The organism is Trichothermofontia sp., from assembly GCF_053493415.1.
Window position 1 is genome coordinate 1 of the sequence record NZ_JBRCAD010000038.1, and the last position, 23,809, is coordinate 23,809.

General features: G+C 55.9%; 28 protein-coding genes and 1 pseudogene. 11 read left to right on the forward strand and 18 right to left on the reverse strand.

Going from position 1 to position 23,809, the window contains the following annotated elements:
- Positions 1 to 405 precede the first annotated feature (405 nt).
- The 3 genes from ACWIUF_RS03605 to ACWIUF_RS03615 form a co-directional block, all read right to left on the reverse strand.
- Positions 406 to 1,152 carry a CPBP family intramembrane glutamic endopeptidase gene (locus tag ACWIUF_RS03605; protein WP_448570855.1) on the reverse strand — a complete coding sequence of 249 codons (747 nt, stop codon included), beginning with the start codon at positions 1,150 to 1,152 and terminating at the stop codon, positions 406 to 408.
- 362 nt (positions 1,153 to 1,514) lie between these two features.
- Positions 1,515 to 1,769 carry a hypothetical protein gene (locus ACWIUF_RS03610; protein WP_448570856.1) on the reverse strand — a complete coding sequence of 85 codons (255 nt, stop codon included), beginning with the start codon at positions 1,767 to 1,769 and terminating at the stop codon, positions 1,515 to 1,517.
- Positions 1,770 to 1,882: 113 nt separating this feature from the next.
- The gene (locus ACWIUF_RS03615; protein ID WP_448570857.1) at positions 1,883 to 2,128 is read right to left on the reverse strand and encodes a DUF4278 domain-containing protein; all 246 of its coding nucleotides are present in this window, start codon (positions 2,126 to 2,128) and stop codon (positions 1,883 to 1,885) included.
- Positions 2,129 to 2,387: 259 nt separating this feature from the next.
- On the opposite strand from ACWIUF_RS03615, the gene ACWIUF_RS03620 reads away from it, so the two are divergent.
- Positions 2,388 to 3,404, forward strand: a complete 1,017-nt coding sequence (locus tag ACWIUF_RS03620) for an NAD(P)-dependent alcohol dehydrogenase (RefSeq protein ID WP_448570858.1) — start codon at positions 2,388 to 2,390, stop codon at positions 3,402 to 3,404.
- A 191-nt stretch (positions 3,405 to 3,595) separates the two neighbouring features.
- On the opposite strand, the gene ACWIUF_RS03625 is transcribed toward ACWIUF_RS03620, so the two are convergent.
- Together ACWIUF_RS03625 and ACWIUF_RS03630 are read right to left on the reverse strand one after the other, a co-directional pair.
- Positions 3,596 to 3,730: a hypothetical protein gene (locus ACWIUF_RS03625; protein ID WP_448570859.1), complete on the reverse strand. Its 135-nt coding sequence runs from the start codon at positions 3,728 to 3,730 to the stop codon at positions 3,596 to 3,598.
- 221 nt (positions 3,731 to 3,951) lie between these two features.
- Positions 3,952 to 4,185: a hypothetical protein gene (locus tag ACWIUF_RS03630; protein ID WP_448570860.1), complete on the reverse strand. Its 234-nt coding sequence runs from the start codon at positions 4,183 to 4,185 to the stop codon at positions 3,952 to 3,954.
- Between the two features lie 116 nt (positions 4,186 to 4,301).
- Here ACWIUF_RS03630 and ACWIUF_RS03635 point away from each other — a divergent pair, with 116 nt between their 5' ends.
- Together ACWIUF_RS03635 and ACWIUF_RS03640 are read left to right on the forward strand one after the other, a co-directional pair.
- Positions 4,302 to 6,473 (forward strand): NAD(P)/FAD-dependent oxidoreductase, encoded by a 2,172-nt coding sequence (locus tag ACWIUF_RS03635; RefSeq protein WP_448570861.1) that lies wholly within the window; start codon positions 4,302 to 4,304, stop codon positions 6,471 to 6,473.
- 96 nt (positions 6,474 to 6,569) lie between these two features.
- Positions 6,570 to 7,169 carry a DUF3782 domain-containing protein gene (locus ACWIUF_RS03640; protein WP_448570862.1) on the forward strand — a complete coding sequence of 200 codons (600 nt, stop codon included), beginning with the start codon at positions 6,570 to 6,572 and terminating at the stop codon, positions 7,167 to 7,169.
- A 54-nt stretch (positions 7,170 to 7,223) separates the two neighbouring features.
- Here ACWIUF_RS03640 and ACWIUF_RS03645 read toward each other — a convergent pair whose 3' ends face one another.
- Together ACWIUF_RS03645 and ACWIUF_RS03650 are read right to left on the reverse strand one after the other, a co-directional pair.
- Positions 7,224 to 7,553 carry an MgPME-cyclase complex family protein gene (locus ACWIUF_RS03645; RefSeq protein WP_448570863.1) on the reverse strand — a complete coding sequence of 110 codons (330 nt, stop codon included), beginning with the start codon at positions 7,551 to 7,553 and terminating at the stop codon, positions 7,224 to 7,226.
- Between the two features lie 226 nt (positions 7,554 to 7,779).
- On the reverse strand, positions 7,780 to 8,388 hold the full coding sequence (locus ACWIUF_RS03650; RefSeq protein WP_448570864.1) for a hypothetical protein: 609 nt from the start codon (positions 8,386 to 8,388) through the stop codon (positions 7,780 to 7,782).
- 251 nt (positions 8,389 to 8,639) lie between these two features.
- Here ACWIUF_RS03650 and ACWIUF_RS03655 point away from each other — a divergent pair, with 251 nt between their 5' ends.
- Entirely contained in the window at positions 8,640 to 9,281 is a 642-nt protein-coding gene (locus tag ACWIUF_RS03655) for a Uma2 family endonuclease (RefSeq protein ID WP_448570865.1), read from the forward strand.
- Positions 9,282 to 9,398: 117 nt separating this feature from the next.
- Here ACWIUF_RS03655 and ACWIUF_RS03660 read toward each other — a convergent pair whose 3' ends face one another.
- The 3 genes from ACWIUF_RS03660 to ACWIUF_RS03670 are packed head-to-tail and all read right to left on the reverse strand — an operon-like array spanning position 9,399 to position 10,532.
- On the reverse strand, positions 9,399 to 9,656 hold the full coding sequence (locus ACWIUF_RS03660) for a hypothetical protein (RefSeq protein WP_448570866.1): 258 nt from the start codon (positions 9,654 to 9,656) through the stop codon (positions 9,399 to 9,401).
- A gap of 54 nt (positions 9,657 to 9,710) precedes the next feature.
- Positions 9,711 to 10,172 (reverse strand): tetratricopeptide repeat protein, encoded by a 462-nt coding sequence (locus ACWIUF_RS03665; protein ID WP_448570867.1) that lies wholly within the window; start codon positions 10,170 to 10,172, stop codon positions 9,711 to 9,713.
- 3 nt (positions 10,173 to 10,175) lie between these two features.
- On the reverse strand, positions 10,176 to 10,532 hold the full coding sequence (locus ACWIUF_RS03670) for a HesB/IscA family protein (protein WP_448570868.1): 357 nt from the start codon (positions 10,530 to 10,532) through the stop codon (positions 10,176 to 10,178).
- Between the two features lie 416 nt (positions 10,533 to 10,948).
- Here ACWIUF_RS03670 and ACWIUF_RS03675 point away from each other — a divergent pair, with 416 nt between their 5' ends.
- The 3 genes from ACWIUF_RS03675 (at position 10,949) to ACWIUF_RS03685 (ending at position 14,707) form a co-directional block, all read left to right on the forward strand.
- A complete protein-coding gene (locus ACWIUF_RS03675) occupies positions 10,949 to 12,670 on the forward strand; it encodes a DUF6930 domain-containing protein (RefSeq protein ID WP_448570869.1) in 1,722 nt (573 codons plus the stop codon).
- Between the two features lie 148 nt (positions 12,671 to 12,818).
- Positions 12,819 to 14,252 (forward strand): 9,9'-di-cis-zeta-carotene desaturase, encoded by a 1,434-nt coding sequence (gene zds / locus ACWIUF_RS03680; RefSeq protein WP_448570870.1) that lies wholly within the window; start codon positions 12,819 to 12,821, stop codon positions 14,250 to 14,252.
- Complete coding sequence (locus ACWIUF_RS03685) at positions 14,249 to 14,707, forward strand: SRPBCC family protein (RefSeq protein WP_448570871.1); 459 nt, start codon at positions 14,249 to 14,251, stop codon at positions 14,705 to 14,707. The genes zds and ACWIUF_RS03685 overlap by 4 nt, the downstream gene beginning before the upstream one ends.
- 155 nt (positions 14,708 to 14,862) lie before the next feature.
- Here the strand turns inward: ACWIUF_RS03685 and ACWIUF_RS03690 are convergent, their stop codons facing one another.
- The 4 genes from ACWIUF_RS03690 to ACWIUF_RS03705 all read right to left on the reverse strand — a co-directional run bounded on the left by ACWIUF_RS03690 (position 14,863) and on the right by ACWIUF_RS03705 (position 18,259).
- Positions 14,863 to 15,528 carry a Uma2 family endonuclease gene (locus ACWIUF_RS03690; RefSeq protein WP_448570872.1) on the reverse strand — a complete coding sequence of 222 codons (666 nt, stop codon included), beginning with the start codon at positions 15,526 to 15,528 and terminating at the stop codon, positions 14,863 to 14,865.
- A 121-nt stretch (positions 15,529 to 15,649) separates the two neighbouring features.
- Positions 15,650 to 16,312, reverse strand: coding sequence for a Uma2 family endonuclease (locus ACWIUF_RS03695; protein ID WP_448570873.1), 663 nt, complete (start codon positions 16,310 to 16,312; stop codon positions 15,650 to 15,652).
- A gap of 89 nt (positions 16,313 to 16,401) precedes the next feature.
- Positions 16,402 to 17,304, reverse strand: a complete 903-nt coding sequence (gene hetR / locus ACWIUF_RS03700) for a heterocyst differentiation master regulator HetR (RefSeq protein WP_448570875.1) — start codon at positions 17,302 to 17,304, stop codon at positions 16,402 to 16,404.
- A 784-nt stretch (positions 17,305 to 18,088) separates the two neighbouring features.
- Positions 18,089 to 18,259: a hypothetical protein gene (locus ACWIUF_RS03705; protein ID WP_448570876.1), complete on the reverse strand. Its 171-nt coding sequence runs from the start codon at positions 18,257 to 18,259 to the stop codon at positions 18,089 to 18,091.
- A 266-nt stretch (positions 18,260 to 18,525) separates the two neighbouring features.
- On the opposite strand from ACWIUF_RS03705, the gene ACWIUF_RS03710 reads away from it, so the two are divergent.
- A complete protein-coding gene (locus ACWIUF_RS03710; RefSeq protein WP_448570878.1) occupies positions 18,526 to 18,921 on the forward strand; it encodes a hypothetical protein in 396 nt (131 codons plus the stop codon).
- A 125-nt stretch (positions 18,922 to 19,046) separates the two neighbouring features.
- Here the strand turns inward: ACWIUF_RS03710 and ACWIUF_RS03715 are convergent, their stop codons facing one another.
- Positions 19,047 to 19,532: an MEKHLA domain-containing protein gene (locus tag ACWIUF_RS03715; RefSeq protein WP_448570879.1), complete on the reverse strand. Its 486-nt coding sequence runs from the start codon at positions 19,530 to 19,532 to the stop codon at positions 19,047 to 19,049.
- A gap of 135 nt (positions 19,533 to 19,667) precedes the next feature.
- Here ACWIUF_RS03715 and ACWIUF_RS03720 point away from each other — a divergent pair, with 135 nt between their 5' ends.
- The gene (locus tag ACWIUF_RS03720) at positions 19,668 to 21,095 is read left to right on the forward strand and encodes a glycosyltransferase (protein WP_448570880.1); all 1,428 of its coding nucleotides are present in this window, start codon (positions 19,668 to 19,670) and stop codon (positions 21,093 to 21,095) included.
- A gap of 17 nt (positions 21,096 to 21,112) precedes the next feature.
- Here ACWIUF_RS03720 and ACWIUF_RS03725 read toward each other — a convergent pair whose 3' ends face one another.
- Together ACWIUF_RS03725 and ACWIUF_RS03730 are read right to left on the reverse strand one after the other, a co-directional pair.
- Positions 21,113 to 22,396 (reverse strand): hypothetical protein, encoded by a 1,284-nt coding sequence (locus tag ACWIUF_RS03725; protein WP_448570881.1) that lies wholly within the window; start codon positions 22,394 to 22,396, stop codon positions 21,113 to 21,115.
- A gap of 43 nt (positions 22,397 to 22,439) precedes the next feature.
- Positions 22,440 to 22,577, reverse strand: a complete 138-nt coding sequence (locus ACWIUF_RS03730) for a hypothetical protein (protein WP_448570882.1) — start codon at positions 22,575 to 22,577, stop codon at positions 22,440 to 22,442.
- A gap of 62 nt (positions 22,578 to 22,639) precedes the next feature.
- Here ACWIUF_RS03730 and ACWIUF_RS03735 point away from each other — a divergent pair, with 62 nt between their 5' ends.
- The gene (locus ACWIUF_RS03735) at positions 22,640 to 22,951 is read left to right on the forward strand and encodes a hypothetical protein (RefSeq protein WP_448570883.1); all 312 of its coding nucleotides are present in this window, start codon (positions 22,640 to 22,642) and stop codon (positions 22,949 to 22,951) included.
- A gap of 106 nt (positions 22,952 to 23,057) precedes the next feature.
- Positions 23,058 to 23,339: a DUF2470 domain-containing protein gene (locus ACWIUF_RS03740; protein ID WP_448570884.1), complete on the forward strand. Its 282-nt coding sequence runs from the start codon at positions 23,058 to 23,060 to the stop codon at positions 23,337 to 23,339.
- Between the two features lie 269 nt (positions 23,340 to 23,608).
- On the opposite strand, the pseudogene ACWIUF_RS03745 reads toward ACWIUF_RS03740, so the two are convergent.
- A pseudogene (locus ACWIUF_RS03745) lies at positions 23,609 to 23,809 on the reverse strand (metal-binding protein); the annotation flags it as partial.

Below are 23,809 nucleotides of genomic sequence, written 5' to 3' on the forward strand. Positions count from 1 at the left end.
GACAAGTTTCGCTATTTGCAACTAGAACTCAGCCGTCGCTGTTCGCTCGTCCATTGGAGCTACGATTTGCTTCCAGAAACGCTTGTATGACTCTCGCACCCTCAAGTGTAAAGTTTTATATCTGGATTCAACACTTCTGTAGATAAATCAGTTGTGGAGCCAGTTACATGATCGATTGAATGCCGATGATAACTCATGACCAGATATTAAACTTAACAATCTAAAGCAACTCAGTATGGTTCGGTGCTGGGAGACCTGTTGCAGGGTTTGCTACTCCCGTTGCAACGTTGTCACGCCCTAGACCAGGGAAAGCAGGTTAAGAGTCCAGTGGCTTTCTGGACTGACTTCAGGCTTGCCATTGGGATATCCCCATTCTGAAACGAAAATTTGCAGACAAGTCCCCAACTATCCCAACACGCTAACCCGCCAGAGCGCAACTACAAGATGCACAACAATATGGGCAAGCATGGCTGCCTCCAACCCCCAGCGCCAATACAAATACCCCGCAATCAGGCCAAATAGCGAATTTTGCAGGATTAGGAATAGGGTTAATCCCGGTGTCAGGGCAATTCCCATCACGGGGAGAGCTGGTAGATGGGCCAGCGCAAAGAGCAGGGAGGACAACACGATCGCGCTCACTACCCAACGCCTTTGGGGCAACCCTTGCCGATGCTGTCGCCACCGCCAACCCAACCATACGAGCAGCGTCATCAGGCCCCAGCGCATCAGAATTTCTTCGGTAATACCGCCGTAGAGTAAGCGCACTAACCAAGGAGGTGGGGCTGCGGCTAGATAAGTTGCGGGTAAAAAGGATTGACCGATCGCGGTGATTATCGATAGCACGATCCCACCAGCGACTCCCCCAATCACGCCCGGTATCAGTTGCGGCACGATCGCTCGTACCCACGATTGCTGTTGCACCAAGGCCATCGCTACCGGGGCTGCCAACCCTACGGGTGGAGCTAGGTACCCACCCAGCACAACGGCCAGGGTTAACAACAAGGTGGGTTGCAGCAGGATTAGTCCCCGCAAAAGCACTGGCGATACCGTCGCCACAGGCGGCAACGGTAAGCTGAGCAAGGCGAGGACACCCAACATCCCCAACACCCACAACAGCGCTAGCAATCGGAGTTTGATCTGGCGAGTCATCATCAGGCAATTCCTTAATCCTGCTCAGCATAGCGATCGCAACTAACTCACACTTCCCCCAATCGGGTTCACCAGATGGATACAGGGGCAAGCGAACGATGACGGTATGCTTCACGGCTCTGGGTGTAGTGGCCAGGGTAGTCACCAGACAGCGACCGGTCATCGCATCGAAAACCATCAAACGAGTACATCGGGTAAAGTCGCTGCGGCAAAATTGTAAAGAGGCATCGTTAACTTTTATCGACTGTTTACCCACTTCATTGGGCTGTATTCAGAATAGGTGAAAGCGATCGCCCCTGGCCGCAACAAAAAAAACTCCCAAGCTTGCGCTTTAGGAGTTGATGGGTCAGAGAGAAAACGCTGGTTTAGTGAATCGCTGGTTGCAACTTCTGGGTGAGCCAGCGCGGGAGTGAATGGAAGCCCTTCAGGTTAGGTGTCGTGGGTAGTGACTCAGGAACGGTGACGGGTTGGAGATCAGCGGGAATTGTGAAGCGCGTCCAGAAGTCGAGCGATCGCCGAATGGTTTCGCGCTCCTCGCAGGAAGTACAGTATTGCAAACGGTAACGGAGTTCTTCGATTTGCTGTGCTTTACGCAGACGGAGTGCTTGAGAAGACGACATAGCCGGGACCTCAAAATGCGATGAGTGAGTATCTTCTGAGCGTTGAGCAATTCGGAGAATGGGAAAAAATGCGATGAGTGAGTATCTGCCGCACCAGTTGCAGAATTTCGAGGTTAGACCATTGCCCAGGCGGTGGTCATGGGCAGTTCAACACCAGCAGCCGAGGGGGCAGGTGCGTGACTGGTCGTACCCAGGTAAGCAACGCCGCGATAGATCATCTGGACTTTGCGGCTCACGGGGTTGAGGGTGGTTGTGGTGATTTCGCAAGTCGCGCCGCGATATTGGCCAATGGTTTTGCGGGCGGTAGCAACGGCAGTGGGGGCTTGGGTGTAGGTCGTACCGCGATAGGTAAGTTGCATGGGTTGGTCCTCTCGATTGGAGTTTTGGCTTGATGTGTTTATCATCCGGGAGATTGCTGAGCAAGACAGTGATGCCGGAGGGAGGTATCCGTGATATTGCGGGGAATAGCGTGTGATGGTGGGATAACAGGGGGTGTGATCTCGTCCCAGGGAAGCGCGTGATTTCACCGGCCCCAAGGGGTTTGGACAAGCACGCCCCGTCACCAGTTAAGGCAGCCAGGATCGCTATACTAGCCTTGGTGATCAGGGGAGCAGCCAGATGTCAACCAACCAACACCCAACAGCAGTGCCCGACCTGCCAACCATGCGGGCGATCGTGCAAACCGAATATGGCGCACCAGATGTACTGCGCTTAGCCACTGTGAACCGACCTGTCCCCTCAGACAACGGTGTGTTGGTCAAGGTTCGGGCGACCTCCGTAGATGCTGGTGTTTGGCATTTGATGCGGGCTATCCCTTTCTTGGTTCGCTTCATTTACGGCGGCTTACGGCGGCCTAAGTATCCCATTCTCGGTGCGGCGATCGTGGGGCAGGTGGTAGCCGTCGGTCAAGCCGTAACCCAATTTCAGCCGGGAGATGACGTCTTTGGCAACTTGTCAGAATCGGGGTTTGGTGGCTTTGCTGAATATGTCTGTGCCCCAGAGGCGGCCTTGGCTCCCAAGCCCAACAACCTCTCCTTTGCGGCGGCGGCCACGGTGCCCGAGTCTGGACTGACTGCCCTGCAAGGTCTACGCGATATGGGACAGCTTCAGGCCGGACAAGCCGTATTGATTCTAGGCGCCTCTGGCGGTGTTGGATCATTTGCGGTCCAAATTGCCAAAGCCGAGGGGGCAGAAGTCACTGCCGTTTGCCGCACCAGCAAAATTGAGCGGGTACAGCAACTCGGTGCTGACCACATCCTGGACGCTACGCAAATCGATGTCACCCAAACGGGACAGAAGTACGACCTGATCTTGGATGCAGCCGCCTATCGTCCTTTTTTTGACTATCTACCCGTCCTCACCCCAACAGGCACCTATGTTCTGGTGGGCGGTGCGACCCGCGAACTTTTCCGGACGCTACTTTTCGGTCCCTGGTTCTCCAAGCGTCGAGGACAGCAAATCAAGTGTTTGGTATCCCGGCCCAATCAGACTGATCTCCTAACGTTGAAAGCCCTCTTGGAAGCAGAGAAAATTACGCCCATGATCGATCGCACCTATCCCCTCAGTGAAGTCCCCGCCGCCATCCGTTACCTAGAGGAACGCCAAGTGCAGGGTAAAGTGGTTATCCAGATCTGACTGGGTTACTTCCCAAGATTTCCAGGAGTGGGACGGCGTGGCGTGGGCAATGGTCACACCGGGAAGGGTATGGAGTGGGGCCTCAGGGGTGACGAGTAAAGCAGCATTAAATATTATGTGTGATGCAGGGCCATTGATTCACCTAACGGTTCAAGCGATCGTTTTAGAAATTGTAGCGATTGTGTTGAAAGTCAGTTGAAAGTCAAGAGACTGGGGAAAGTTTTTGCCGCCGCAGTCGGTTTCCCTAAAGCCACGGCCAAGGCTTTGACTTGACGCGGATTGGTCACGGCAACGGGGATGGCCGCCGCTTGTAAGTGAGGCACCAAGGTGCGTTCTCACCCACCTGTTGCTTCCACCACCCCTAAACGATGTTGCCTGGAGACAGACAGACTGGGTAAACCTGCCCCCTGGGATTGGGCACATTGACATTGGGGATATCCAAAGATGGCCGCCAACCTGGACTGGGCTGGCCGATCACGGTTGTCAGTCTATGGGGTAGGTTTGGGCACGACCCGCCCCTACGAGGATCGTTTGGACGGGCGATCACCTAAGGCAAATTCTCCCAGGCATGGGTGACTAGTTCTTGGAGCCAGCGCCGTTGGGCCTTATCTAAAACGCCATCTTCGGCCAATAACTCGGCAGAGAGGTCCTCTAGGGTGCGCCCCTGGGCACGGGCAATGCGGATCACACCCGCGATCGCTGCCGCCACGACTTCCTCGTCGATCGGCTGGGATTGCAAGTCCAAGACTTCCTGGGCATTAGCTGGGATTGAGTACCGCATAGCACCTTATAGTAACCTGCCCCTTCGCCAGAAGTGTCCCCAACCATTTAAGCTTCTTTAAGAATGCTGCACGAATTTCCCCGCGTGGCTCCCCCCTGACGGTTGAGTGAAGGCTGATGCAAGAAGTTCTCTACCTGGAAATCCCTACCCCCGATACCGCTGCTGTGTGTGATTGGCTTCAGCAGGGCTTTCAACCCACTGCGGGCGGAGCCTGGGGCAAACTCACAACAAAGACCGGGATACGGCTGTGTCCCCAAACAGATAGGGTGCCAATGGCTGCTAGCACGGCGGCCACGGATGGCTCTCTGCCTGAAGAATTGGCTATCTGCGTCTGGTCGCTGCAACGGACGACATACCTCAAAGCCTTTCGTTGGGCGGCGCGATCGCTTCCCGGTGAACGTCAGGTGTTAGCGCAACTGACCCAGGCGATCCGGCAGCAATTCCCGCACCACTACCCGGAACCGCCCGCGATCGACCTGAGCCAGCAGTCCATCTTTGACGCCTTAGCCGCCGACTATCCCAAGACGGTTGAATATTTCCGGAAATTTCCCAATGGGGAATATGACCTCACCCGCGCCTACTGGTGGGAGCAACGCTGGCGGGAAGGAGTGCGCCAGCCGCGATCGCCCCAGCAAGTCGTCTTCTCCCAGACCCAACCGTTAAGTGCAACCCCACCCAGCTATGACCTGATCTACATCGGCGGTGCCCTAGGGGTGATCCATGCGGCGGCGATGGCTCAGTTGGGCTATCGGGTCTTATTGATTGAACGGATGCCCTTTGGGCGGATGAACCGGGAATGGAATATTTCCAGGGATGAGTTCCAGCGGGTGATTGATCTGGGGTTATTCACGGCGGCGGAGTTTGAGAGCATTATTGCCCGTGAATATATTGACGGGTTTCATAAGTTTTTTGATGCCAATAATCCGCCCCAGGCGAAAGCACCGATTCTGCATACGCCGACGGTGTTGAATGTGGCGGTGGATTCGGATAAGTTAATCCAGCTTTGTGGTCAGAAGCTGCGGGCTGCGGGTGGGGAAATCTGGGATGAAACGGAATTTCAGCGGGTGGATGTTGATCCCACCCAGGTGACGGTGCAAACCCGGCATTTGGTGACCCAAGCTGAGCGATCGGTCCAGGGGCGGCTCCTGGTGGATGCAATGGGGACAGCCTCCCCGATCGCATGGCAACTAAATAAGGGTCGCGCCTTTGATAGCGTGTGCCCAACGGTGGGGGCCGTTTTCAGTGGTCTGAGTCCGGAAGTGTGGGATAGCCAGTATGGTGATGTGTTAAATAGTCATGGCGATATTTCCCGCGGTCGCCAGTTAATTTGGGAACTCTTCCCGGTCCACGGCGAGGATTTGACGGTCTATCTTTTCCATTACCATCAAATTCACCCCGACAACCCCGGCTCGTTGCTGGAAATGTACGAGGACTTTTTCACGATTTTCCCGGAATACCGTCGCTGTGATCTGGACCAATTGACCTGGAAGAAACCGACGTTTGGCTATATTCCTGGTTACTTTACGACGAGTGGGCGCGATCGCCAGGTGGCCTTCGATCGCTTAATTGCGATCGGGGATGCGGCTTCTCTCCAATCACCTTTAATTTTCACGGGTTTTGGTTCCCTGGTGCGTAACTTGGGACGGCTGACGGATTTACTGGATACGGCCTTGAAACATGATTTGCTCAGCGCCCAGCATTTGAATCAAATTCGCGCTTACCAAAGTAACCTGTCGGTGACCTGGCTATTCTCCAAAGGGATGATGGTCCCCACGGGGAAATACCTGCCGCCGGAACGGATTAACGCCATGCTCAACACGTTCTTTGGGATTTTAGCTGGTGCTGATCCCCAAGTTGCTGAGCGGTTTATGAAGGATCAAATTGACTGGTGGACCTTCAACCGTTTGGCCCTGACTGCCGCGAGTCAAAATCCGGCCATGTTGCTCTGGATTTGGGAGTTGGCCGGTCCGAAAGATATGCTGATCTGGCTCAGGAGTTATGTTGATTTCACCGTCGTTGCCCTGCTGAGTTGGTGTTTCGGTTGGCTACCGGGGTTAACGCAGCGGCTGCGATCGTGGTTGGAACCGCGCTATCCGGCTCTCTGGTTTTGGTTACTTACCCAAAGCTATCGGCTCACCAGTGGCATGGGGCAACCGCCGATCGGGAAGTTCACAATGGGCGAGCGATCACGATTCTCCTGCGGAGACGCTGCGCGATCGCCAACACCTACGGCTGGCAGCGACCGCGCACCCAGTCCCGTGTCAGGCAATCCACCGGAAGTTCGTTAGATATGTTAGCGACCGCTGGTGATCTCCTGAGGATTAGCCATGCAGCGGTAAGGGGCAATAATGGGAGTAGATCCCTACCCGCAAGCTGGATATCTCATGGCTGACTCTGTAACCCTGGCTGATATTTATGCGCTGTTCCAGGCTTCCCAAGCGGAGGCCGATCGCCGCTTTGCGGAGGCCGATCGCCGGGCGGCTGAGGCCGATCGCCAGCGAGCAGAATCGGAGCAGCAATTGCAAGAACTGAAACGGATTGCGGCGAATACGAGTCGTGCGGTGGCGGGGCTGACGACCCGGTGGGGACAATTTGTGGAAAATCTGGTGGAACCGGCGGTGGTGCGGTTATTCCAGGAACGGGGGATTGAGGTACACACAACGATCTTCCAGATGAAGTCCTATCGACCTGGGGCGCAGATGGAGATTGATATTTTTGCAGTGAATGGGGATGTGGCAGTGGCGATCGAGGTGAAGTCACGGTTGTCGCGTCAGGATGTGGCGGATTTTTTGGCGCAGTTGGCCCAGTTTCGGCAGGCGTTTCCCCACTATGAAGGGTATGCGATCTATGGGGCGGTGGCGGGGATTGAAATTGATGAGGGGGTCGATCGCTATGCCTATCAGCAGGGGTTGTTTGTGATTAAGCAAACGGGGGATACGGTGACGATTGCCAATGACACCACGTTTCAGCCAACTGCTTGGTAAAGACAATAGGAATCCCCGCGTTGAGCGCGGGGGAGGCTAACAAAAACCTATCTCCTAAGCAGCGGGTGCCAAGGAGGCGAGGGGATCAGGAATGGTCTCCGAGGGGGCTTGAAATTCCCCCGTCAGGACATACTCCAGCCGCAACTTAAGCCAGATAATGAACTGCTCATTCCTCGAGACGATCGCGGCAGCGGGTTGGGGGCATTTTGCCTTAACGGCAGCCAAATCCGGAGCCTCTAGAAAAGCGGGTTGCTTAATCAGCCAAAAGTCAATTTCCTTTTCCTGTTCGTGGTAATGACGCGTCCGTTCGCGCAGGACCTCATCCATCGGCTCCTCCTCGGTGAGGAACTTTTGACTGGCAAGGATGTAATAGTAGGTTTGCATAATGGTTCTGGGGCAGGATCAATCGGGATGGGCGGGTTCCCTGGAGCGGCTCAGCCGCCAAAGGAGGTGATTACCCTGTTTGGCCAGCAATGCCCCTGGCAAATCGCCCAACTGATCACTATAGAGGCTTGCCTGTCCCCTTGTCGAAACGTTTCTGCGCAACTCAGTGCAAGACTGCCAGATTCATCCCCGATTTACCTCCCTCCACTGGACTATCCCTACCGCCTTAGCGATTACGCAGCTCGGTTTCCAGCTTATCCAGGTACTCCTTCGCGAAGATCACCAGATGGCCGCTATAGGCTTTGCCGCTAGCAGGTTGGGCAATTTCCAGCCAGTAGCCAAAGCGGTTTCCCGATCGAATCTCACCATTGAGGGCCATTTGTAGGGGCGTTTGGCGATCGCGGGCCTCGCGGACATCGTAGGGCGTGGGATAGCTGAAGACCGGTTCCGCTTGGGCGTAGTCCTGGTAAATATCAAGACCATAGATCGCCCGCAGGGATTCCTCAAAACGGTTACGGTTAACGCCGTTGACCATATCGAAAAGTTGGATGCGTTCCGTGCGGATAATGCCCCTGGAATCGACTGGCGCAACCCGACCGGGGGGAAAGACGGAGGCTTGAAAGACAAAGCGCTGGGCGGGGGTATTGCTCTTACGGACAAGGAGCTTTTCGCCACTGGCGGGGCGCAGGGTGGGATGGGCTTGAATCCAGGCTTCCACTTCTTCGTTGAGTTGGCCGGGCAGGGCGTTGGCAGCAGGTCCGATCATGCTTAGGAGGCCCAAGCTGGCACACAAAGACAGGCCCAAGCCATAGAAGCCATTGGCTAGACGTTTCATCGCAATACTCTCCTCACAAGTGCGGCAATGGGATGCGGCAGTCGCTTCTAGTATCGGCTATTTTCCCCCAGACTGCCCAGATCTGGGGACAAATTTTGTCTAGCGTCCCGATTCATCGGCGGGGAAAAACCGGCGTGATATCCAGCTCTAATCAGACCACTCAGGATCGCGCCTCCCATGAGAATGGCCATGCCAGAGGCGTATCGCCGCCTGCACGTTAAGATCAAAACACCGTCTGTGGGCAAAGGGCAATGACTCAAGCCAGCGTAAAACTCGCAACCTTTGAAGACTATTTGTCCTACAGTAACGAAACCCCGATCGCAGGGCGTTACGAACTTATTGATGGAGAGTTAGTTGCATTGCCGCCAGAGTCAGAACTGAATAACTGGATTGCCAACTACCTGCAATTTCTGCTGGCCCAAGCGAATATCGCGCCGCTTCGCCTGATCCGCATCCATACCCTGGAACTGCAAGTGCCGATCCTACAACCCAAGGATGCTGCCAATCGCTATCCAGACCTGGTTGTCCTGCGACCCATACACTTGGAACTTACTCAACGACGGCTGACCATCACTCTGGATATGCCCCCACCCCGCCTGATCGTAGAAGTGGTCAGTCCAGGCCAGACCAACCACGATCGCGACTACCTCCACAAACGCGCCCAGTATGCGGCGATCGGGGTTCCTGAATATTGGCTGATTGATCCCGTGGCGCAAACGGTCATGGTGCTGGCGCTGGCAGGAGAAGCTTACCGAGAAGTCGGTGTCTTTGGCAAACAGGAGGCGTTGGCAGAGCCTTGTCGGCAGCAAATCGTCTCTGTGGAATTTGCCGGATTGGCGCTCACGGTCGATCAGATTTTTGAAACCGATCTTGGCAACCGATCGTTCATGTGATGTGTCTCCTCCCAACACAGTCCCCTCACGCAGAATCGCAGAGGGTTGCGACACCTGAATTTAAGACCGCTAGGGTGTGTTCGCGCCGGGAAATGGGTTAGGCCGAGGTCCCTATCGCTAGCGTCCCGATTCATCGGCGGGGAAAAACCGGCGTGATATCCAGCTAATCAGACCACTCAGGATCGCGCCTCCCATAAGAATGCCGATCGCGGGGGTAAAGATTGGTTCCCACAGCCGTAACCACAGGTCTAACCCTAGGGGAACATCCAGCGATCGCCCCATCACCGCGACCACCAACCAGCAAAAACTAAAAAACACGAAGCCTGTATTGGCCACCAGAAGCCAGTTTAAGCCGTTTAAGAATTTTTCCTTCATGGCGATTTTCCTGCGGAGACGCTGCGCGAACAGTGGCCTGGGGGATCTCAGCGTTTACTCAAAAATCCAGCGTTGGACCCGCTGGAGGCTGGCCCAATCCGGCTTGCGCTGTAGCCCATCCGCAAAATTGGCCTGCACCTCCTCCCGTAACTCCGCCACCACACCAACGACCTGTTGGGCCAACTCCACATGGGGACGCACCCCCTTTTGGCCAGTTTCTAACATGGCGATCGCCAGATTGATCCGGGCCTGGGGATCTTCCGGGTTCAGCTTCACGGCCTTTTGGGCTGCCTTATAGGCCGACTTGGGTTGATCATTGAGCAGATACAGCCACGCCAAGCAGGTCCAAGCGGGGCTGCTTTTGGTTGCCCGATCGCAAATATCCCGGAAGACCGGAATGAGGGTAGCCGGTGACTCGCCCTCACGATATCGTTGGAGGGCTTGATCAAACACGGTATCAACCGGCAGGGTAGCCGATGCGGGGGGGACTAGAGTGTCAGAAGGTTCAGTCGTCATTGCTTAAGCGGAAAAGGACTTACCACAGCCACAGGTTTGGGTCGCGTTCGGATTGGTAAACTGGAAGCCACCACCAATCAGAGCGTCGCTGTAATCCAGCACCATACCATAGATATAGAGCAGACTGCGCTTATCACAGACGACCTTAAAGGCCCCGTAATCCGACACATCGTCATCGGGTTGGATGGTATCTGGATCGGCAAAGTCCATCATGTAGGACATCCCCGAGCAGCCGCCCTGGCGCACCCCGACCCGTAAACATAGCGCCTTACCTTGCTTCTCCTGGAGTGAGCGTAGCTGTTGGAGAGCCGCCTCTGTTAATTGAATCGACTGGGACCGAGATTCCGTGGCCTGAGGCATGGGTTCATTAACCTCCATCACTTGTTAATATTGAAAACTTGCAACCCGTCTACCCAAGACAAATTGCATACTTGAGTTCATTCTAGGGTAAACAACCCCAGCCATCGATACGCCGATCTCTCCGGCCACCAGAAATCCTGTCGTCAAAAGCCGGTCATCCCCCAGACGGTTCTGGTGTCCGGTTGAACCCAAGCGGGCAAAGTTGAGCGTTCCCAGGCGTTTCCCTTTAAAGTGAAAATAGGATCTATGCCATTTCCCTAGGGGTATGGAATTCCAGCTTTGTGCAGCAGAAGTCAGCCCAGACGACACCCCAGGCTGTCAGTAATGATCGCCAGCGATCGCCAGAAACGCTAGACTGCCAGGGACCTGGAGCGGAATGACACTGTTGGAACTTCTGTGAAAGAGAACACCGAATTATGACCACCCTGAACCGCACAACTTGTCGCCGTTTACGGCAATTACCTCAATTGACGAGTGTTTGGGAGGGCGATCGCCGTGTTTTGCCCAATGGGATGAGTACACGGGATGGGGATGCGGCGGGGGAGTGCATCCTGTGGGTAGACGGTTCCGAGGGCGTGGTGCGGGCAATGGACGTGGTGGCCCCGGAGGTGGGGCATGAGGCGGTGGTGCGGACGCTGCTGCGGGCAATGGAGCATCCCCATAGTTTTACAAAACCAGCGCGGCCCCGGAAGATTGTGGTGCGCGATCGTGAACTCCAGTTTTTGCTAAGGGGGATACTCCAGAACCTGGATATAGTCGTCGAGTATGAGCCAACCCTGCCCGTGATCGACGAGCTGCTGCGGGGGTTTGAGGAATTTTCGAGCAACCGCCCGCCCCAACTCCCCCCCCAATTTGCGACCCTGCTTAACCGGATTGCCGCAACGATTTGGGAGGATGCGCCGTGGGATTATCTGCAAGAGCAACAGATCATTGCGATTACGGTGCCTCCCGTTGGGGGTTCGGAGGGCGAGGCGGGTGAGCACCGGGGGACGACGGAGCCAGAAACACTCTATGTGTCGATCATGGGGATGTTGGGGATGGAGTACGGTCTGTTGTTGTATCGATCGCTCGAATCGCTCAAGCAATTTCGCGCCTCGGCCATGCAACCGCACTCCTTGGAGGTGATGGAGGAGGCGTTTCTGCAACAGGATTGCTTGTTTGTGACCTATGAGGCCAGCGAGGAGGAGGCCGATGAGGGCATGGATTTGGCGACGCTGGACCCAGCGGTAATTCAACCCAACTTTGGGAACATTCATCCGCTAGAGGGAATTCGCCCGATGCTCTATACAGAGGAGGCGATCACGGTTTTTCTGGCGTTGGAGGGGTTGCATCGGTTCATCCAGAAGCACGCCCGGAAGCTACAACATCAAGAGTTTCCAGCCTTGAGCAGCCGTTTCCAGATCCCCGTGCCAGTGGCTACTGAGCTACAACTGGCCTCGAAGCGTTCAACGGAGACCTCGCCGAAGTCGAGCCAGCCGCCGACTCACCCCACTGTCACCGTCAAGGTTGAAACGTTACCGGACCTAGCGACTGAACTGCTGGGACCAGAAACCGAGAGCGAGATGCCGATCCTGCGCAATAACCTGCTGCCGGAAAAATGCCTCGTGAGTATTGGGATGTTACCGTGGACCCATGTGCGGGTAGTGCGGGAACGGGCGGAGCATTACCAAAAACCGGAGCGGACGTTCCCGGAAAAAGGTCAGGGGTTGCCGATCGTTCTTGTGCAGACCAGTCGGGCGAAGGCGAAACAACTGCTCCAGCAGATTGCTGAGGCCGGGGGCTTGGCGGCAATTTGCTTTAATCCAGGGGAAGATCCGTTTGGGGAGGAACAGTTTGATCTGGGGATTCTCCAACTGGCCAATCAGCAATTGCAGTTATTTGGGGAATACCTTGCCCATGATCCGATCCACCGCAATGCCCGCAAGAAATGGGATCAACGATGTCGTTCCACGCAAGGCTATTGTGGCCTAGTGGTGGCGATGGGGATCTCGGTAGCGCGAGAAAATCCCCAAGCGGAACATATGCTGGGACTCTATGAGGTGCCTTTCCTCACTCCCAACGAATTGGGCCTCGGCCCCCTCCAATTACAACCGCCGTTCCTCCCTGATTGGGTTTGGGAAGATTGGGAAGAGGAGTAGGGTGGGGGGATTTTAGATTTTAGATTTTAGATTTTAGATTTTAGATTTGGGGTGCTTGTCTGGGTGAAGCGGTTGGATGGCGCTTCTCTGGCTGGCTAGCTGCTACAATTTGTAACGAAATGTCAACTTGGGCTGGGAATAAAGCAGGATGCGGGTGGCGATCGTTGGTGCAGGTTTGGCGGGGATGGCCGCTGCCGTAGATCTCGTGGATGCCGGACATACGGTAGACCTTTTTGAAGCGCGGCCCTTTGTGGGCGGTAAGGCGGGCAGTTGGGTAGATGCCGACGGCAACCATATAGAGATGGGCCTGCATGTGTTCTTCTTTAACTACGCCAACCTCTTTGCCCTGATGGAGAAGGTGGGGGCACGCCAGAATTTGCTGCCCAAGGCCCATACCCATACCTTTATTAACCGGGGGGGGCAGGTGGGAGAGTTGGATTTCCGGTTTCCCATTGGTGCGCCCTTCAATGGTTTAAAGGCATTTTTTACGACTAACCAATTGTCGTGGCTCGATAAACTGCAAAACGCGATCGCCCTCGGCACCAGTCCCATTGTGCGGGGTTTGATCGACTATGAGGGGGCTATGAAGCAAATCCGTGCCCTCGATCGCCTCAGCTTTGCCGACTGGTTTCGCCGTCATGGCGGGTCTAATAGCAGCCTGAAACGGATGTGGAATCCGATCGCACTGGCCCTGGGGTTTATTGACACGGAAAACATCTCGGCCCGGTGTATGCTCACCATTTTTCAGATGTTTGCCGCGAAGACCGAGGCTTCCAAGCTGAATATGCTCAAGGGGTCACCGGATACCTATCTGCATCAGCCGATCGTGAACTATCTCCAAGAGCGAGGGGCGACAATCCATACCCGGCGGGGCACCCGGGAAATTCTATTTGCGGATGAGCAGGCGCAAACCCAGGTTACTGGGCTGGTGGTCGCGAAGGGGGAAGAGACAGAAACTGTGACGGCGGATGCCTATCTGTGTGCGTGTGACGTGCCGGGAATTCAACGACTCCTGCCCGCCGCTTGGCGCAAATGGCCGGAATTTGACAAGATTTACAAACTCGAGGCGGTGCCGGTGGCGACGGTGCAACTCCGCTTTGATGGTTGGGTGACGGAACTCAACGATCGGGCCAAACAAAAGCAACTCCAAGCAGCCGCTGGCATTGACAACCTTCTGTATTCCGCCGATGCGGATTTTTCTTGTTTCTCGGATCTGGCCCTGTCGAGTCCGGCTGATTATTACCGGGAAGGACAAGGCTCGTTGATTCAACTGGTGTTAACCCCCGGCGATCAATTTGTGGGCATGGCCAATGACGCGATCGCCCAGTACGCCCTGAAACAAATCCACGACCTGTTCCCCTCCGCCCGCGAGTTAAACATGACCTGGTATAACGTCGTTAAACTCGCCCAATCCCTCTACCGGGAAGCCCCCGGCATGGACCCCTACCGTCCCGACCAAAAAACACCGATTGCTAACTTTTTCCTGGCGGGCAGTTACACACAGCAGGACTACATCGATAGCATGGAAGGAGCGACGATTTCCGGGCGGCGCGCGGCCCAAGCAATTTTGGAGACCCTATGACCGATTGGCTAGAGCATAGTGTGCAAATTGAAGTGGACACGCCGATCGAGGTTGTCTGGGGACTGTGGTCGGATCTAGAGCAGATGCCCCGCTGGATGAAGTGGATTGAGTCGGTGCATATCCTGGAGGAAACGCCGGAACTCTCCCAGTGGAAGTTAGCCTCCGGTGGCTTTGAGTTTAGCTGGCTCTCGCGGGTCCTGAAACTGGTGCCCAACCAGATTATCCAGTGGGAATCGGTGGACGGGTTGCCGAATCGGGGCGCGGTGCGGTTCTACGATCGCAAGGGCAGTAGCATTGTCAAACTCAGCATTGCCTACGCCATTCCCGGCATCCTGGGTCAACTCATGGATCGGCTGTTCCTCGGACGGATTGTGGAGTCTACCCTCCAGGCGGATCTAGAGCGATTTCGAGACTACGCGATCGCCCACACCGAAACCCCCACAAGTTCCAACTAGTCACTTGCATCGGGAATCCGACACTGTTCGTAGTACAGGCTTTAGCCTGGAACGACTGAAGTCGTGACTACCAACTGTTCGTAGTACAGGCTTTAGCCTGGAACGACTGAAGTCGTGACTACGAACGCTGATCTGGGCTTAGATAGGGTTATTGATTAGTTTCCCGGTTGCTGTAACTGTTGCATTAACCAATTGGCGGCGGCGGTATTGGTTTCCGTGGTCAGGCGTTCGAGGGTGTGTTCCAGGAGGGCGATCGGCAAGTCTGCTAATACTTGGGAGTGGGCGATCGCCGCGTAGCGTCCCTCTGCCGTCAACCCAAAGGCAAACACCCGCAGTCCTTTGACATCAATCACCCAGTATTCCGCAATCCCTAAACTGGCGTAAAGTTGCTTTTGTTCGTCTAGGTCAAGGCTGAGGGTGGTGTCAGAAATTTCCCCCACTAAGTCGGGTAAACGGTGGTGGCGGAGATCAATGCGGCGGGGTTCACCAGATTGCCATTTGGGAATATTGTCGCCTTTGTACAGCACTAGATCGGGAGCGCAGGCGTGGGTATCAGGATGCTCAATCAGGCAACGACCATAGGACTGCAAGACCACCTCCGGGTGGAGGAATGCCCAAAACCCAAAAATGATGGTGATCAAATCACTGAACGAAGCATGATTGGGTCCTTCTTTGCCCATATCGACCCACAACCACCCGCGATGAAAGGAGAGTTTGCGCCAGTCCATATCCGGGTTGTCCCGAATCGCCACGTAGTCTGACCAGGTAGCATCGTGGCGCTGGCAAAGCGGAAAGGTTGGCTTTTCTAGGGAGAGCGTCATCGTTCGCAGGGCATCTTCGCAGGAGAATCGTTACCCAAAGCTGCTGGAAGCAAGGACATGCCTATTTTAACGAACCTCTTGACTGACCTGCCTTGACTGACATCTGGCTGTCAACTGAAGCCTACCGTAACTGTTGCATTAGCCAATTAGCAGCGGCAGTATTGGTTTCCGTGGTCAGACGTTCAAGGGTTTGCTCCAGGAGGGCGATCGGCAAGTCGGTTAACACTTGAGAGTGGGCGATCGCCGCGTAATGTCCCGCTGCCGTCAACCCAAAGGCAAATACCCGCAGTCCTTTGACATCAATCACCCAGTATTCAGGAATGCCTAGGCTGGCGTAGAGTTGCTTTTGTTCATCCAGGTCAAGGCTGAGGGTGGTGTCGGCAATTTCCCCCACCAAGTCGGGTAAACGGTGGTGGCGGAGATCAATGCGGCGGGGTTCACCGGGCTGCCATTTGGGGATAGGGTCGCCTTTATACAGCACCAGATCGGGAGCACAGGCGTGGGTGTCGGGATGCTCAATCAGGCAACGACCATAGGATTGCAAGACCACCTCCGGGTGGAGAAAGGCCCACCCAAAGAAAATGGCTGTCATCAAATCACTGAACGAGGCATGATTTGGCCCTTCTTTGCCCATATCGACCCACAACCATCCGCGATGAAAAGAGAGTTGGCGCCAGTCCATGTCCGGGTTGTCCCGAATGGCCACGTAGTCTGACCAAGTGGCGTCGTGGCGCTGGTGGCTGGGTGGGGTGGGCTTGACAAGGGAGAGGGGCATCGTTTGCATGGCACCTCCGCAGGAGAAGTGTTGCCGGGGGATCAGGGGCGGGCGATCGGGGACTCAGCACTGGCGGGCGATCGCGCACCGTTGCCGACCTAGATAGCCTTGGGACCGACGACCATTTGCAGGATCATGGACTCGCCCCCTTCCTGGTGGTAGCGATCGGCCCACTGGCGCAACACCTCATCCAACTCCTCTAGGGCTTGATCAATGCGATCGGCGGGGATGTCCAATTCCTCCAAAATCCGCATAACACGGGGTTGGCGATCGGCCCAGTCGCGCATCAGGCTAAAGTAACGGGCGGTTTCCTCGATCATAATCAAGGTCCGCTCCTCCTCATCTTCGGGGGAATAAGTACATCGCACGAGAGCGTAGTAGGGCATTCCCCACGGCGAATCCACCCGCAACACCGTCCCAGAGTAGAGCAAACGCCGTTTAATATGTTCCGCCAAGGCTTCGCTGAGGGGCATCCGCTGATCCGTGGGCAGATCTTCCTGGGAGCGACTGTGGAGGAACTCGATCAGATCAATGAACTGGAAGGAGGTGATCAGTTGGGCATCGGGCAAGAGGGGGGGCAGCTTTTGTTCAATTTGCCGCTTTTCCTCCGACGTGAGACTGGTGCCGGGAACCCGCGATCGGCCTGGTTGCCAGGGATACTGCTCTAACCACACATAGGGGAATTGGATCAGATAGCGCGGTTCCTGAGAACCCAGCATCTTGAGCAACTTGCCCTTGGCGAGGGCTTCCCGCATTTCCTCGACAATGACTTTGACCCGCTTCGGCTCAATGTGGTGCAGGTGGCCGGTCATGCGCAGGTTTTCATCCTGCTCCAAATAGGTCATGTAGATGGCACACTTGGCTGCCGTGGCCGCCGCATCTAGGAAGGCTCCGTGCCGATGTCCGCCTGTGCGCATGGCGCTAAAGGCTAAATACAGCAGGATCTGATCCATCGCGCTGGGGCTAAGGCGTCTAATCAGATCAACATCTCTACTAGTCATAGTCGTCGGAGTACTTGCAGTGGGGATCATAGTTGCTGCCAACTGAAGGGAGCAATCGCGACTGGATACCAGCGCATTAAAAAAACTGGATTGATCGTTAAGCTCAACCCTCCCTTAAGCCTCCCAGCGTTAAACCTTGTATCAATGGCCAACCCGGTTGCCATGAACCGTAGCGAATTGTTCTGATCTGCCAGGAGGTAACAGTTGCTAGCATTCTGATGCACCCTCTTCAATTAATTATATGGGAGAAATGGGATTGATTGTCAGGACTTACGGCAAACGGACGCGATCGGGGCACAGTATAAAACCCGTTAGCTCCCCCGTACCATCACTGACAGAGGCTGGTCTCAAGGCACACCCGCTGGCATGCGGGCGATGAAGTCTGGCGATCGGCAGTAGCGCCTGCGGGCAGCAGCGATCGGTTGGCTCCATTGGCTTAGACAAGTGTACTGACTAGATTGGACTTTAGCACTGAAGATGTGGAAAAAATGTGGAGACACCCTGAGGAACAAGTAATTTTTTCGACAGTATGCTTGAGGCATACCCGTGTTCGCAGATCGCTGGATACTTAATGCGTACTGACCTGAATTCGGGCAACTTGGGGGATACGCTTAACCACCATTACTTTTGGGGCGCTTGCGGGATTCTTTACCCTTAGCTCATCTAGTATTATTTGATGCCATTAATCAAATAATGATCGCTAACCCCAAGTAGTCAATTGCCGGTGGGCAGCTATGGCAGCCATCGGGCCTGGGCCAATCATGCTCGACGCCCCCAACCTTGTCTAACGGCCACTGCCGCGATGATCAAAACTATTCCGGTATTCTGGTTGTAAGGCTTCTATTTGCACGGGATTAAGGGAACTGTTCAGGTGCTCAAATGCCGGAGCCGAGAGACTAGGCATGGGTGAAGCAATGGCCAGGTTGGTCATTAGTAAAGCGGTGTAGATTGTCATGGGAAATCTGCGCCAAAATATCTAGACACAGATACTGGAAGTAAGGGTCGGCGTCAGGAAAGTTGGGACAACTTCTGCAAACTTTCTGGGTCTAACCGCCCAGAGCAGGGGGGCCAGCGGGCGTTGGCGGCAGATGGATAATCTGTTGGTGTTGCCCCTAGAGGACGGTTCCCCACCCAGTTCATGGGTGGATGGCCTGGAATTGACATTTCCCAAACTCACGCTAGTCTGGTGAAGGAACCACAAGATGCCGTAAAAAAGCGCGAATGAAGTTCTGGATCGCTAGTTTTGTGCTGCTGTTTGGGTTAGCCGAGCTATACCAGTGGGTACAGCATTTTACGTTTCCCTTACCTGTGTTTATCCTGGGGGGGGTGTTCTTGGCGATCGCGTCTAACCACGACAAGCGGGTGGGATTTCCAGGGCAACGGCCCCTGTCGGGAACTGCCTCCTTGGGCATGCCCCCAGTCAAGTTGGCTCAACCCGTGTCAACAGTCGTCACCCCATCCGATATGTCCCCTGCCTCTGGGTCCCGTGCGTCCACCTCTCCCTTTGAGCAATACGCGGCGTCCGGACGTTCGGGCGTGGCTGAGCAAACGGACCGTCAGGCAACGTCAGCCCCGTCCCGATCGATTTCGTTCACCATCGATCCCACTCAGCACTAAAGGCTCAGCATTAAAAACTCAGCACGAAAGGTAATATGCAATATTGGACATTGGGCGCAATCCCGGCCAGACAGGTGCGGCAAGCTTGGGTGGACTGGGCCAGCCATGTTTGTAATGGTACCCGGTTATAATGGTACCCAGTGGGTGTAGATTGCCGCTTGGCCCCAGGGATGACCCGTGGCATCAATCACATTCCAGAGGATACCATTCTCAATCCGAAAGCGCTGCCCGGTAGGAGTAATCCGCACAGCGCTGAAGCGATCGACATAGCCTTGACTGGCCGCTTGGGCTAGGAGGCGATCGCGTTCAGCTTGCAGCAGGGGTTCGGCGGTACGGCGAGAGGGCATTTGGGTAAAGGTGTCCCAGTCAAGTTGCCATTGTTCAAGGGCGCGGCGGTTGGCGTAGTTAAAAATCGGGTCAGTTTCAGTACCGTGGGAAATCAGGACAAAGGGGGCTTCAAACAGGGCTTGGGCAATTTCAGCCTCACTGCCAGCCAGCGTCAGTAAGGGTTTCCCTGTCCAATGTTCAAAGCTATAGAGCAGCCGTTGAGAGTGGTGAATAACAGTGGCTTGTTGCCACGGTGGGGTGGTGTACAAAGATGGGGGCATCATAACAGGGGATCGGATTCTGTCCCCGTCAGAATTTACTCTTGGGTGAATTGAATTATAGTCAACTTAATATGATGTGTGTGAGGTGTGGTCATGACAGTGCCTTCCCAGCCGTCTGCGAGGGGTCGTGCAACCGGAATGAATAATAGCCACCCCCCGATGCCGCAAGACACGGTGGTGAAAAGCGCGGCAGCCCCCTTTGCGGCAGCCCGACGAACAGTCATGGCCCGCCAGCCGATCGCCCTGATCTCGGTACAGGGTGATCCGACGGCGACGAAGGTGGAGGGAACCGCGATCGGACAAAGTGTCTACGTGCGCCAGGTGGGGGAAGCGCTGGCCAAGTTAGGCTGGCAGGTGGATATTTTTACCCGCAAAGCGGACGCGGATGTGGCGGCGATCGTTGAGCATGGCCCCCATTGCCGGACCGTCCATCTCCCGGCTGGCCCACCCACCCACTTACCAGAGGCGGAGGTCTTTGCCCATGTGCCCCAGTTTGTCGAAGCCCTCCATGCCTTTCAAACCAAGCAGGGGACGCAGTATCCCCTTGTCCATACCAATGGCTGGTTGTCCGGGTGGAGCGGCTTGCAGCTTCGGCAGCACAGCAACGTACAATTGGTCCACACCTACCACACCCTGGGATGTATTGAATATCAAGCCTGCCCCCAACGCCCAGCCATTGCCGCCACGCGCCAGCAGGTCGAACAACAAATTTTGCACCATGCCCACCGGGTTGTGGCCACTAGCCCCCAGGAACAGGAGGCCTTACACCGACTCATTGCTGCTGATGGCCGGATTGAAATGATTCCCTGCGGGGCGGATCTGGAGCATTTTCGCAGCCTCCCCAAGGCGGTGGCCCGTGCCCAGTTGGGGTTGACTGACCCGACGCAAGTGGTTCTGTATGTGGGACGGTTTGCGGCCCATAAGGGGGTTGAAACCCTGATTCGGGCCTTTGCCCACTGCTATGAGCGCCACACCCACCCCGACCTGCGGTTATTGTTGGTGGGGAGTGGTCAGGCCGACAGAGTCGATGATCCCGAACGGATGCGCTTGGAAACCTTGGTCCAAAACCTGGGTGTACAGGGCGTGACGCAGTTTGTGGGGCAAGTCAGCTACGAGGCGCTGCCCCTCTACTACACCGCCGCCGATGTGTGTGTGATTCCCAGTCATTACGAACCGTTTGGCTTGGTCGCGATCGAGGCGATGGCCTGTGGGACACCCGTGGTGGCCTCAGATGTTGGGGGCCTCAAATTCACTGTGATGCCGGGGGAAACGGGGTTATTGGTGCCCTCCCAAGATGTGATGGCCTTTGCCCATGCCATTGAGCGGGTCCTAGCGGATGCAGCCTGGGTGAATCAGTTAAAGCAGCAAGCTGCGAACCGTGTCCGGCAAACCTTTAGCTGGGCCAGTGTGGCTGGCCAGTTGAGTGATTTATATCGGCGCTTGCTGGCCCAGTCGATCACCCAGGAACAACTGTGGGTGGATGGTCCGGCAGTCCCGTGGCCCCGTCAACTACCTGCCCCGCCGCTAGAGCCGCTGCCCGCTGTCCCGCGCGCGAAGGCGTCCTAGGGTATCACCTGGATGGGCTAACTGCGGAAGGGGGAGATCCACCCCCGGAGGAAGTAAAAGATCGAGGTTAAATACTCACTGAGGGCACGGGTGGTTTGGGCCAGGGCGGTGGCACTGGGGATCAAACCGGCGATCGTCGGGCGAGGCCACGGGGGGCGAGATGGCGTTTCTGGCACGGGCACACAGGGCGGACGCTCACGGGTGTCAGGCCCCTGGTCGATCGGAGTCGTGGGTACCCCCTCGCCCTCGGTGGACTGGGCAAAGCTCCCATCGCCCCGTTTTCCCCGCAGGCGGACTGGGTTGGCCGCCGCACAGGTGGCATCGGGTTCCGTGGGGGGTGGGTTGGGGGCTGCAAAGGTATAAAAATTGGTCGGACGGGCGATCGGTTCTAGGCCCAGGCGCTCAAAGGTTAATACTGCCCGCGACATTTCCAACGCCGAGCCAACCAGCACTAAACGATTGGGGGGTTGATTACCCTGGACCAGTTCCTTCACCCGTTCGCCAATTTGGCGCAGATTGGCCCCGGCGCAATAGGGCTGGCGCTCGACCTCGTGGCTGCTGCCATCGGGGGGGACGAGTTGGGTGCGGGTGATGGCATCCTTGCGTATCCGCAAAATTTCCGCCTCTGCGATTCCAGGCCGATGCGCCCGGAGGGCGATCGCCGTATCCTCAGCCGCCTGGACCTCCGGTTCCCAATTGCCATCGTTATTGGTAGCCACACAGACAATCAGGGGGAAATCTTTTTTCATCCGACCTTGGTAGAGTTCCGCCGTATAAGGAATGCGGTTATCCATGACCTGAACTTGGTTGGGCAGTTCAAGGCCGTTGCTCAAGTGGGCATGACGGGTGGCGTTATCGGCCAGCAAGACCAGGGGACCGGCCACATCGGGGAGGGGGTGGACCTCATGGAGGGCTTCCATTTCCAACTCACGGGTGAGGAGGGTGGCCACAAAGGGCAAACTGGCCAACAACAGCAAGGGCAAGGCAATGCGGGCCGTCAGCATGGAAACCGCCAGAATCCCCCCCTTGCGGATACCCACGACGGTCGTGAGCCACAGGATAAGCACAATCCCTAGGGGCGTGAAGAGCCAGGGTAGGAGTAAATCACCAATGATGCCAATCGTGCCCCCCCCGGCATTGCGGAACAGGAGGGTGATCAGGAGGAACACCAACATTCCCCCCAGGACGGTTAACCAGAAGGGGGGAATCAGCCGCAGGAGCAGATACCACAGCAGCGACCCCAGCACGGCCCATAGGAAAAATTGGGTGATGAGGGAGAAAATATCAACCACTAGGAGCATGGGACGCTCTCCTCACAAGCAGCATCATTACCAGCAGCGTCATTCAGTCTGCCCAGATTATGACCTGATTTAGCCAAATCGCCCGTTGATCCGGTTGGGCTTGGCCAACCTTCATCCGATCGGGTGACCAGCCTGGTTGAGGCGATCGCGTTAGTCCCTTTGCTAGGGTGAGCCAATGCATATTGCAATGCCCGATGTAATGCCCCATCTCTGCTTGGCTCCTCTACAGCCCCTATATGCGTCATGACTTATACACACTGGGTTTACCAATTCTGGCCTCACTGCCGGGTTGCCTGTGAATTATCCTCCCTAACGCCGCAACCCACTCCCTTGCGGCTACGACCGTTAGCCTCACCAACCACACCAGTTGTGTCTCCGTGTCCTGCCGATCCGGCTGCGATCGCGCCTAGCGCCCCCGATCGCCCAGCTACCGATGGCCCCGTCCCCACCGCTCCCCTAGACCCGGATGCGGAAGATACGGCGAGCCTAAACCCGGCCTATCCCGATCGCGATCTGACGGCCACCTATGCCTTAGAGCGGCGCATTTTTCTTTAGGAGGTGGCTTGCCGTACTGGTCACTGGCTTGGTTTAATAGGCAACGGCAGGCAGTCTGATTGGGACGGGTTGCCAGGGTTTTTAACGTGTGCCTAGGGGGAACATTATGGCGGACGCCATCACGCCTGCGGTCAGCGATCGGATTTGCAAACACATGAACGAAGATCATGCCGATGCGGTGGCCCTCTATGCCCGTGTTTTTGGCCAACTGCCAGCGGTGACAGCGGCCCAAATGCAAGCGATCGACCCAGAGGGAATGGATTTATTGGCCCAGGTGGCAGGCAGTACCCAACCTGTGCGTATTTTGTTCGACCATCGCCTTCAGGACTCGGAAGATGCCCACCAAACCTTGATTGCAATGGTGCGACAAGCCCGCACTCAGGGTTAATGGAACCTAGGGTTAATGGAACAATGACAGCCGGGACGGCTATCCCACCAGGGGCGGTGGCAGTCCTCGCTGTATTCAATAAATACTCATTGAACAATGACAGCCGGGACGGCTATCCCACAAGAGACAATGTTTGGCTAATGCTTGGTCAAGCTTAAGATGAATGCTCGCGACAGGATCAGCCCAAACGGTTCCCTGATCACCCTGGGTGTGCCATAGGGGCTTGGAGCCGCCGCTCAGCAACGCTGCAATTTACGACTGGCAGCGTACTAATCACTGCCGCCAGCGCTGAGGGCGGCCACGACGGCCTGTTGGCTGGTGGCCTGGTAGATGGCCTGCAAATACTGCATGACCGCCTGACTGGAGAGGGCACTGGCGGCGGCTGTTCCTAAGGCGTTGGATGCGAAGGGGATAGGACCTAGGGTGTCCAGGATGGTCTCGCTGCTGGGGGGGGGGGAAATGACCACCAG

Bases quoted from the DNA above. Each gene is read 5' to 3' on its own strand.
- ACWIUF_RS03655 (WP_448570865.1), top strand. From the start codon at position 8,640: ATGACTCAAGCCAGCGTAAAACTCGCAACCTTTGAAGACTATTTGTCC.
- zds (WP_448570870.1), top strand. From the start codon at position 12,819: ATGCGGGTGGCGATCGTTGGTGCAGGTTTGGCGGGGATGGCCGCTGCC.
- ACWIUF_RS03715 (WP_448570879.1), bottom strand. From the start codon at position 19,532: ATGATGCCCCCATCTTTGTACACCACCCCACCGTGGCAACAAGCCACT.
- ACWIUF_RS03675 (WP_448570869.1), top strand. From the start codon at position 10,949: ATGACCACCCTGAACCGCACAACTTGTCGCCGTTTACGGCAATTACCT.
- ACWIUF_RS03650 (WP_448570864.1), bottom strand. From the start codon at position 8,388: ATGAAACGTCTAGCCAATGGCTTCTATGGCTTGGGCCTGTCTTTGTGT.
- ACWIUF_RS03725 (WP_448570881.1), bottom strand. From the start codon at position 22,396: ATGCTCCTAGTGGTTGATATTTTCTCCCTCATCACCCAATTTTTCCTA.
- ACWIUF_RS03735 (WP_448570883.1), top strand. From the start codon at position 22,640: ATGACTTATACACACTGGGTTTACCAATTCTGGCCTCACTGCCGGGTT.
- ACWIUF_RS03705 (WP_448570876.1), bottom strand. From the start codon at position 18,259: ATGACAATCTACACCGCTTTACTAATGACCAACCTGGCCATTGCTTCA.
- ACWIUF_RS03645 (WP_448570863.1), bottom strand. From the start codon at position 7,553: ATGCAAACCTACTATTACATCCTTGCCAGTCAAAAGTTCCTCACCGAG.
- ACWIUF_RS03710 (WP_448570878.1), top strand. From the start codon at position 18,526: ATGAAGTTCTGGATCGCTAGTTTTGTGCTGCTGTTTGGGTTAGCCGAG.
- ACWIUF_RS03605 (WP_448570855.1), bottom strand. From the start codon at position 1,152: ATGATGACTCGCCAGATCAAACTCCGATTGCTAGCGCTGTTGTGGGTG.
- ACWIUF_RS03665 (WP_448570867.1), bottom strand. From the start codon at position 10,172: ATGACGACTGAACCTTCTGACACTCTAGTCCCCCCCGCATCGGCTACC.
- ACWIUF_RS03640 (WP_448570862.1), top strand. From the start codon at position 6,570: ATGGCTGACTCTGTAACCCTGGCTGATATTTATGCGCTGTTCCAGGCT.
- ACWIUF_RS03685 (WP_448570871.1), top strand. From the start codon at position 14,249: ATGACCGATTGGCTAGAGCATAGTGTGCAAATTGAAGTGGACACGCCG.
- hetR (WP_448570875.1), bottom strand. From the start codon at position 17,304: ATGACTAGTAGAGATGTTGATCTGATTAGACGCCTTAGCCCCAGCGCG.
- ACWIUF_RS03620 (WP_448570858.1), top strand. From the start codon at position 2,388: ATGTCAACCAACCAACACCCAACAGCAGTGCCCGACCTGCCAACCATG.
- ACWIUF_RS03740 (WP_448570884.1), top strand. From the start codon at position 23,058: ATGGCGGACGCCATCACGCCTGCGGTCAGCGATCGGATTTGCAAACAC.
- ACWIUF_RS03670 (WP_448570868.1), bottom strand. From the start codon at position 10,532: ATGCCTCAGGCCACGGAATCTCGGTCCCAGTCGATTCAATTAACAGAG.
- ACWIUF_RS03610 (WP_448570856.1), bottom strand. From the start codon at position 1,769: ATGTCGTCTTCTCAAGCACTCCGTCTGCGTAAAGCACAGCAAATCGAA.
- ACWIUF_RS03635 (WP_448570861.1), top strand. From the start codon at position 4,302: ATGCAAGAAGTTCTCTACCTGGAAATCCCTACCCCCGATACCGCTGCT.
- ACWIUF_RS03730 (WP_448570882.1), bottom strand. From the start codon at position 22,577: ATGCATTGGCTCACCCTAGCAAAGGGACTAACGCGATCGCCTCAACCA.
- ACWIUF_RS03690 (WP_448570872.1), bottom strand. From the start codon at position 15,528: ATGACGCTCTCCCTAGAAAAGCCAACCTTTCCGCTTTGCCAGCGCCAC.
- ACWIUF_RS03660 (WP_448570866.1), bottom strand. From the start codon at position 9,656: ATGAAGGAAAAATTCTTAAACGGCTTAAACTGGCTTCTGGTGGCCAAT.
- ACWIUF_RS03695 (WP_448570873.1), bottom strand. From the start codon at position 16,312: ATGCAAACGATGCCCCTCTCCCTTGTCAAGCCCACCCCACCCAGCCAC.
- ACWIUF_RS03720 (WP_448570880.1), top strand. From the start codon at position 19,668: ATGAATAATAGCCACCCCCCGATGCCGCAAGACACGGTGGTGAAAAGC.
- ACWIUF_RS03615 (WP_448570857.1), bottom strand. From the start codon at position 2,128: ATGCAACTTACCTATCGCGGTACGACCTACACCCAAGCCCCCACTGCC.
- ACWIUF_RS03630 (WP_448570860.1), bottom strand. From the start codon at position 4,185: ATGCGGTACTCAATCCCAGCTAATGCCCAGGAAGTCTTGGACTTGCAA.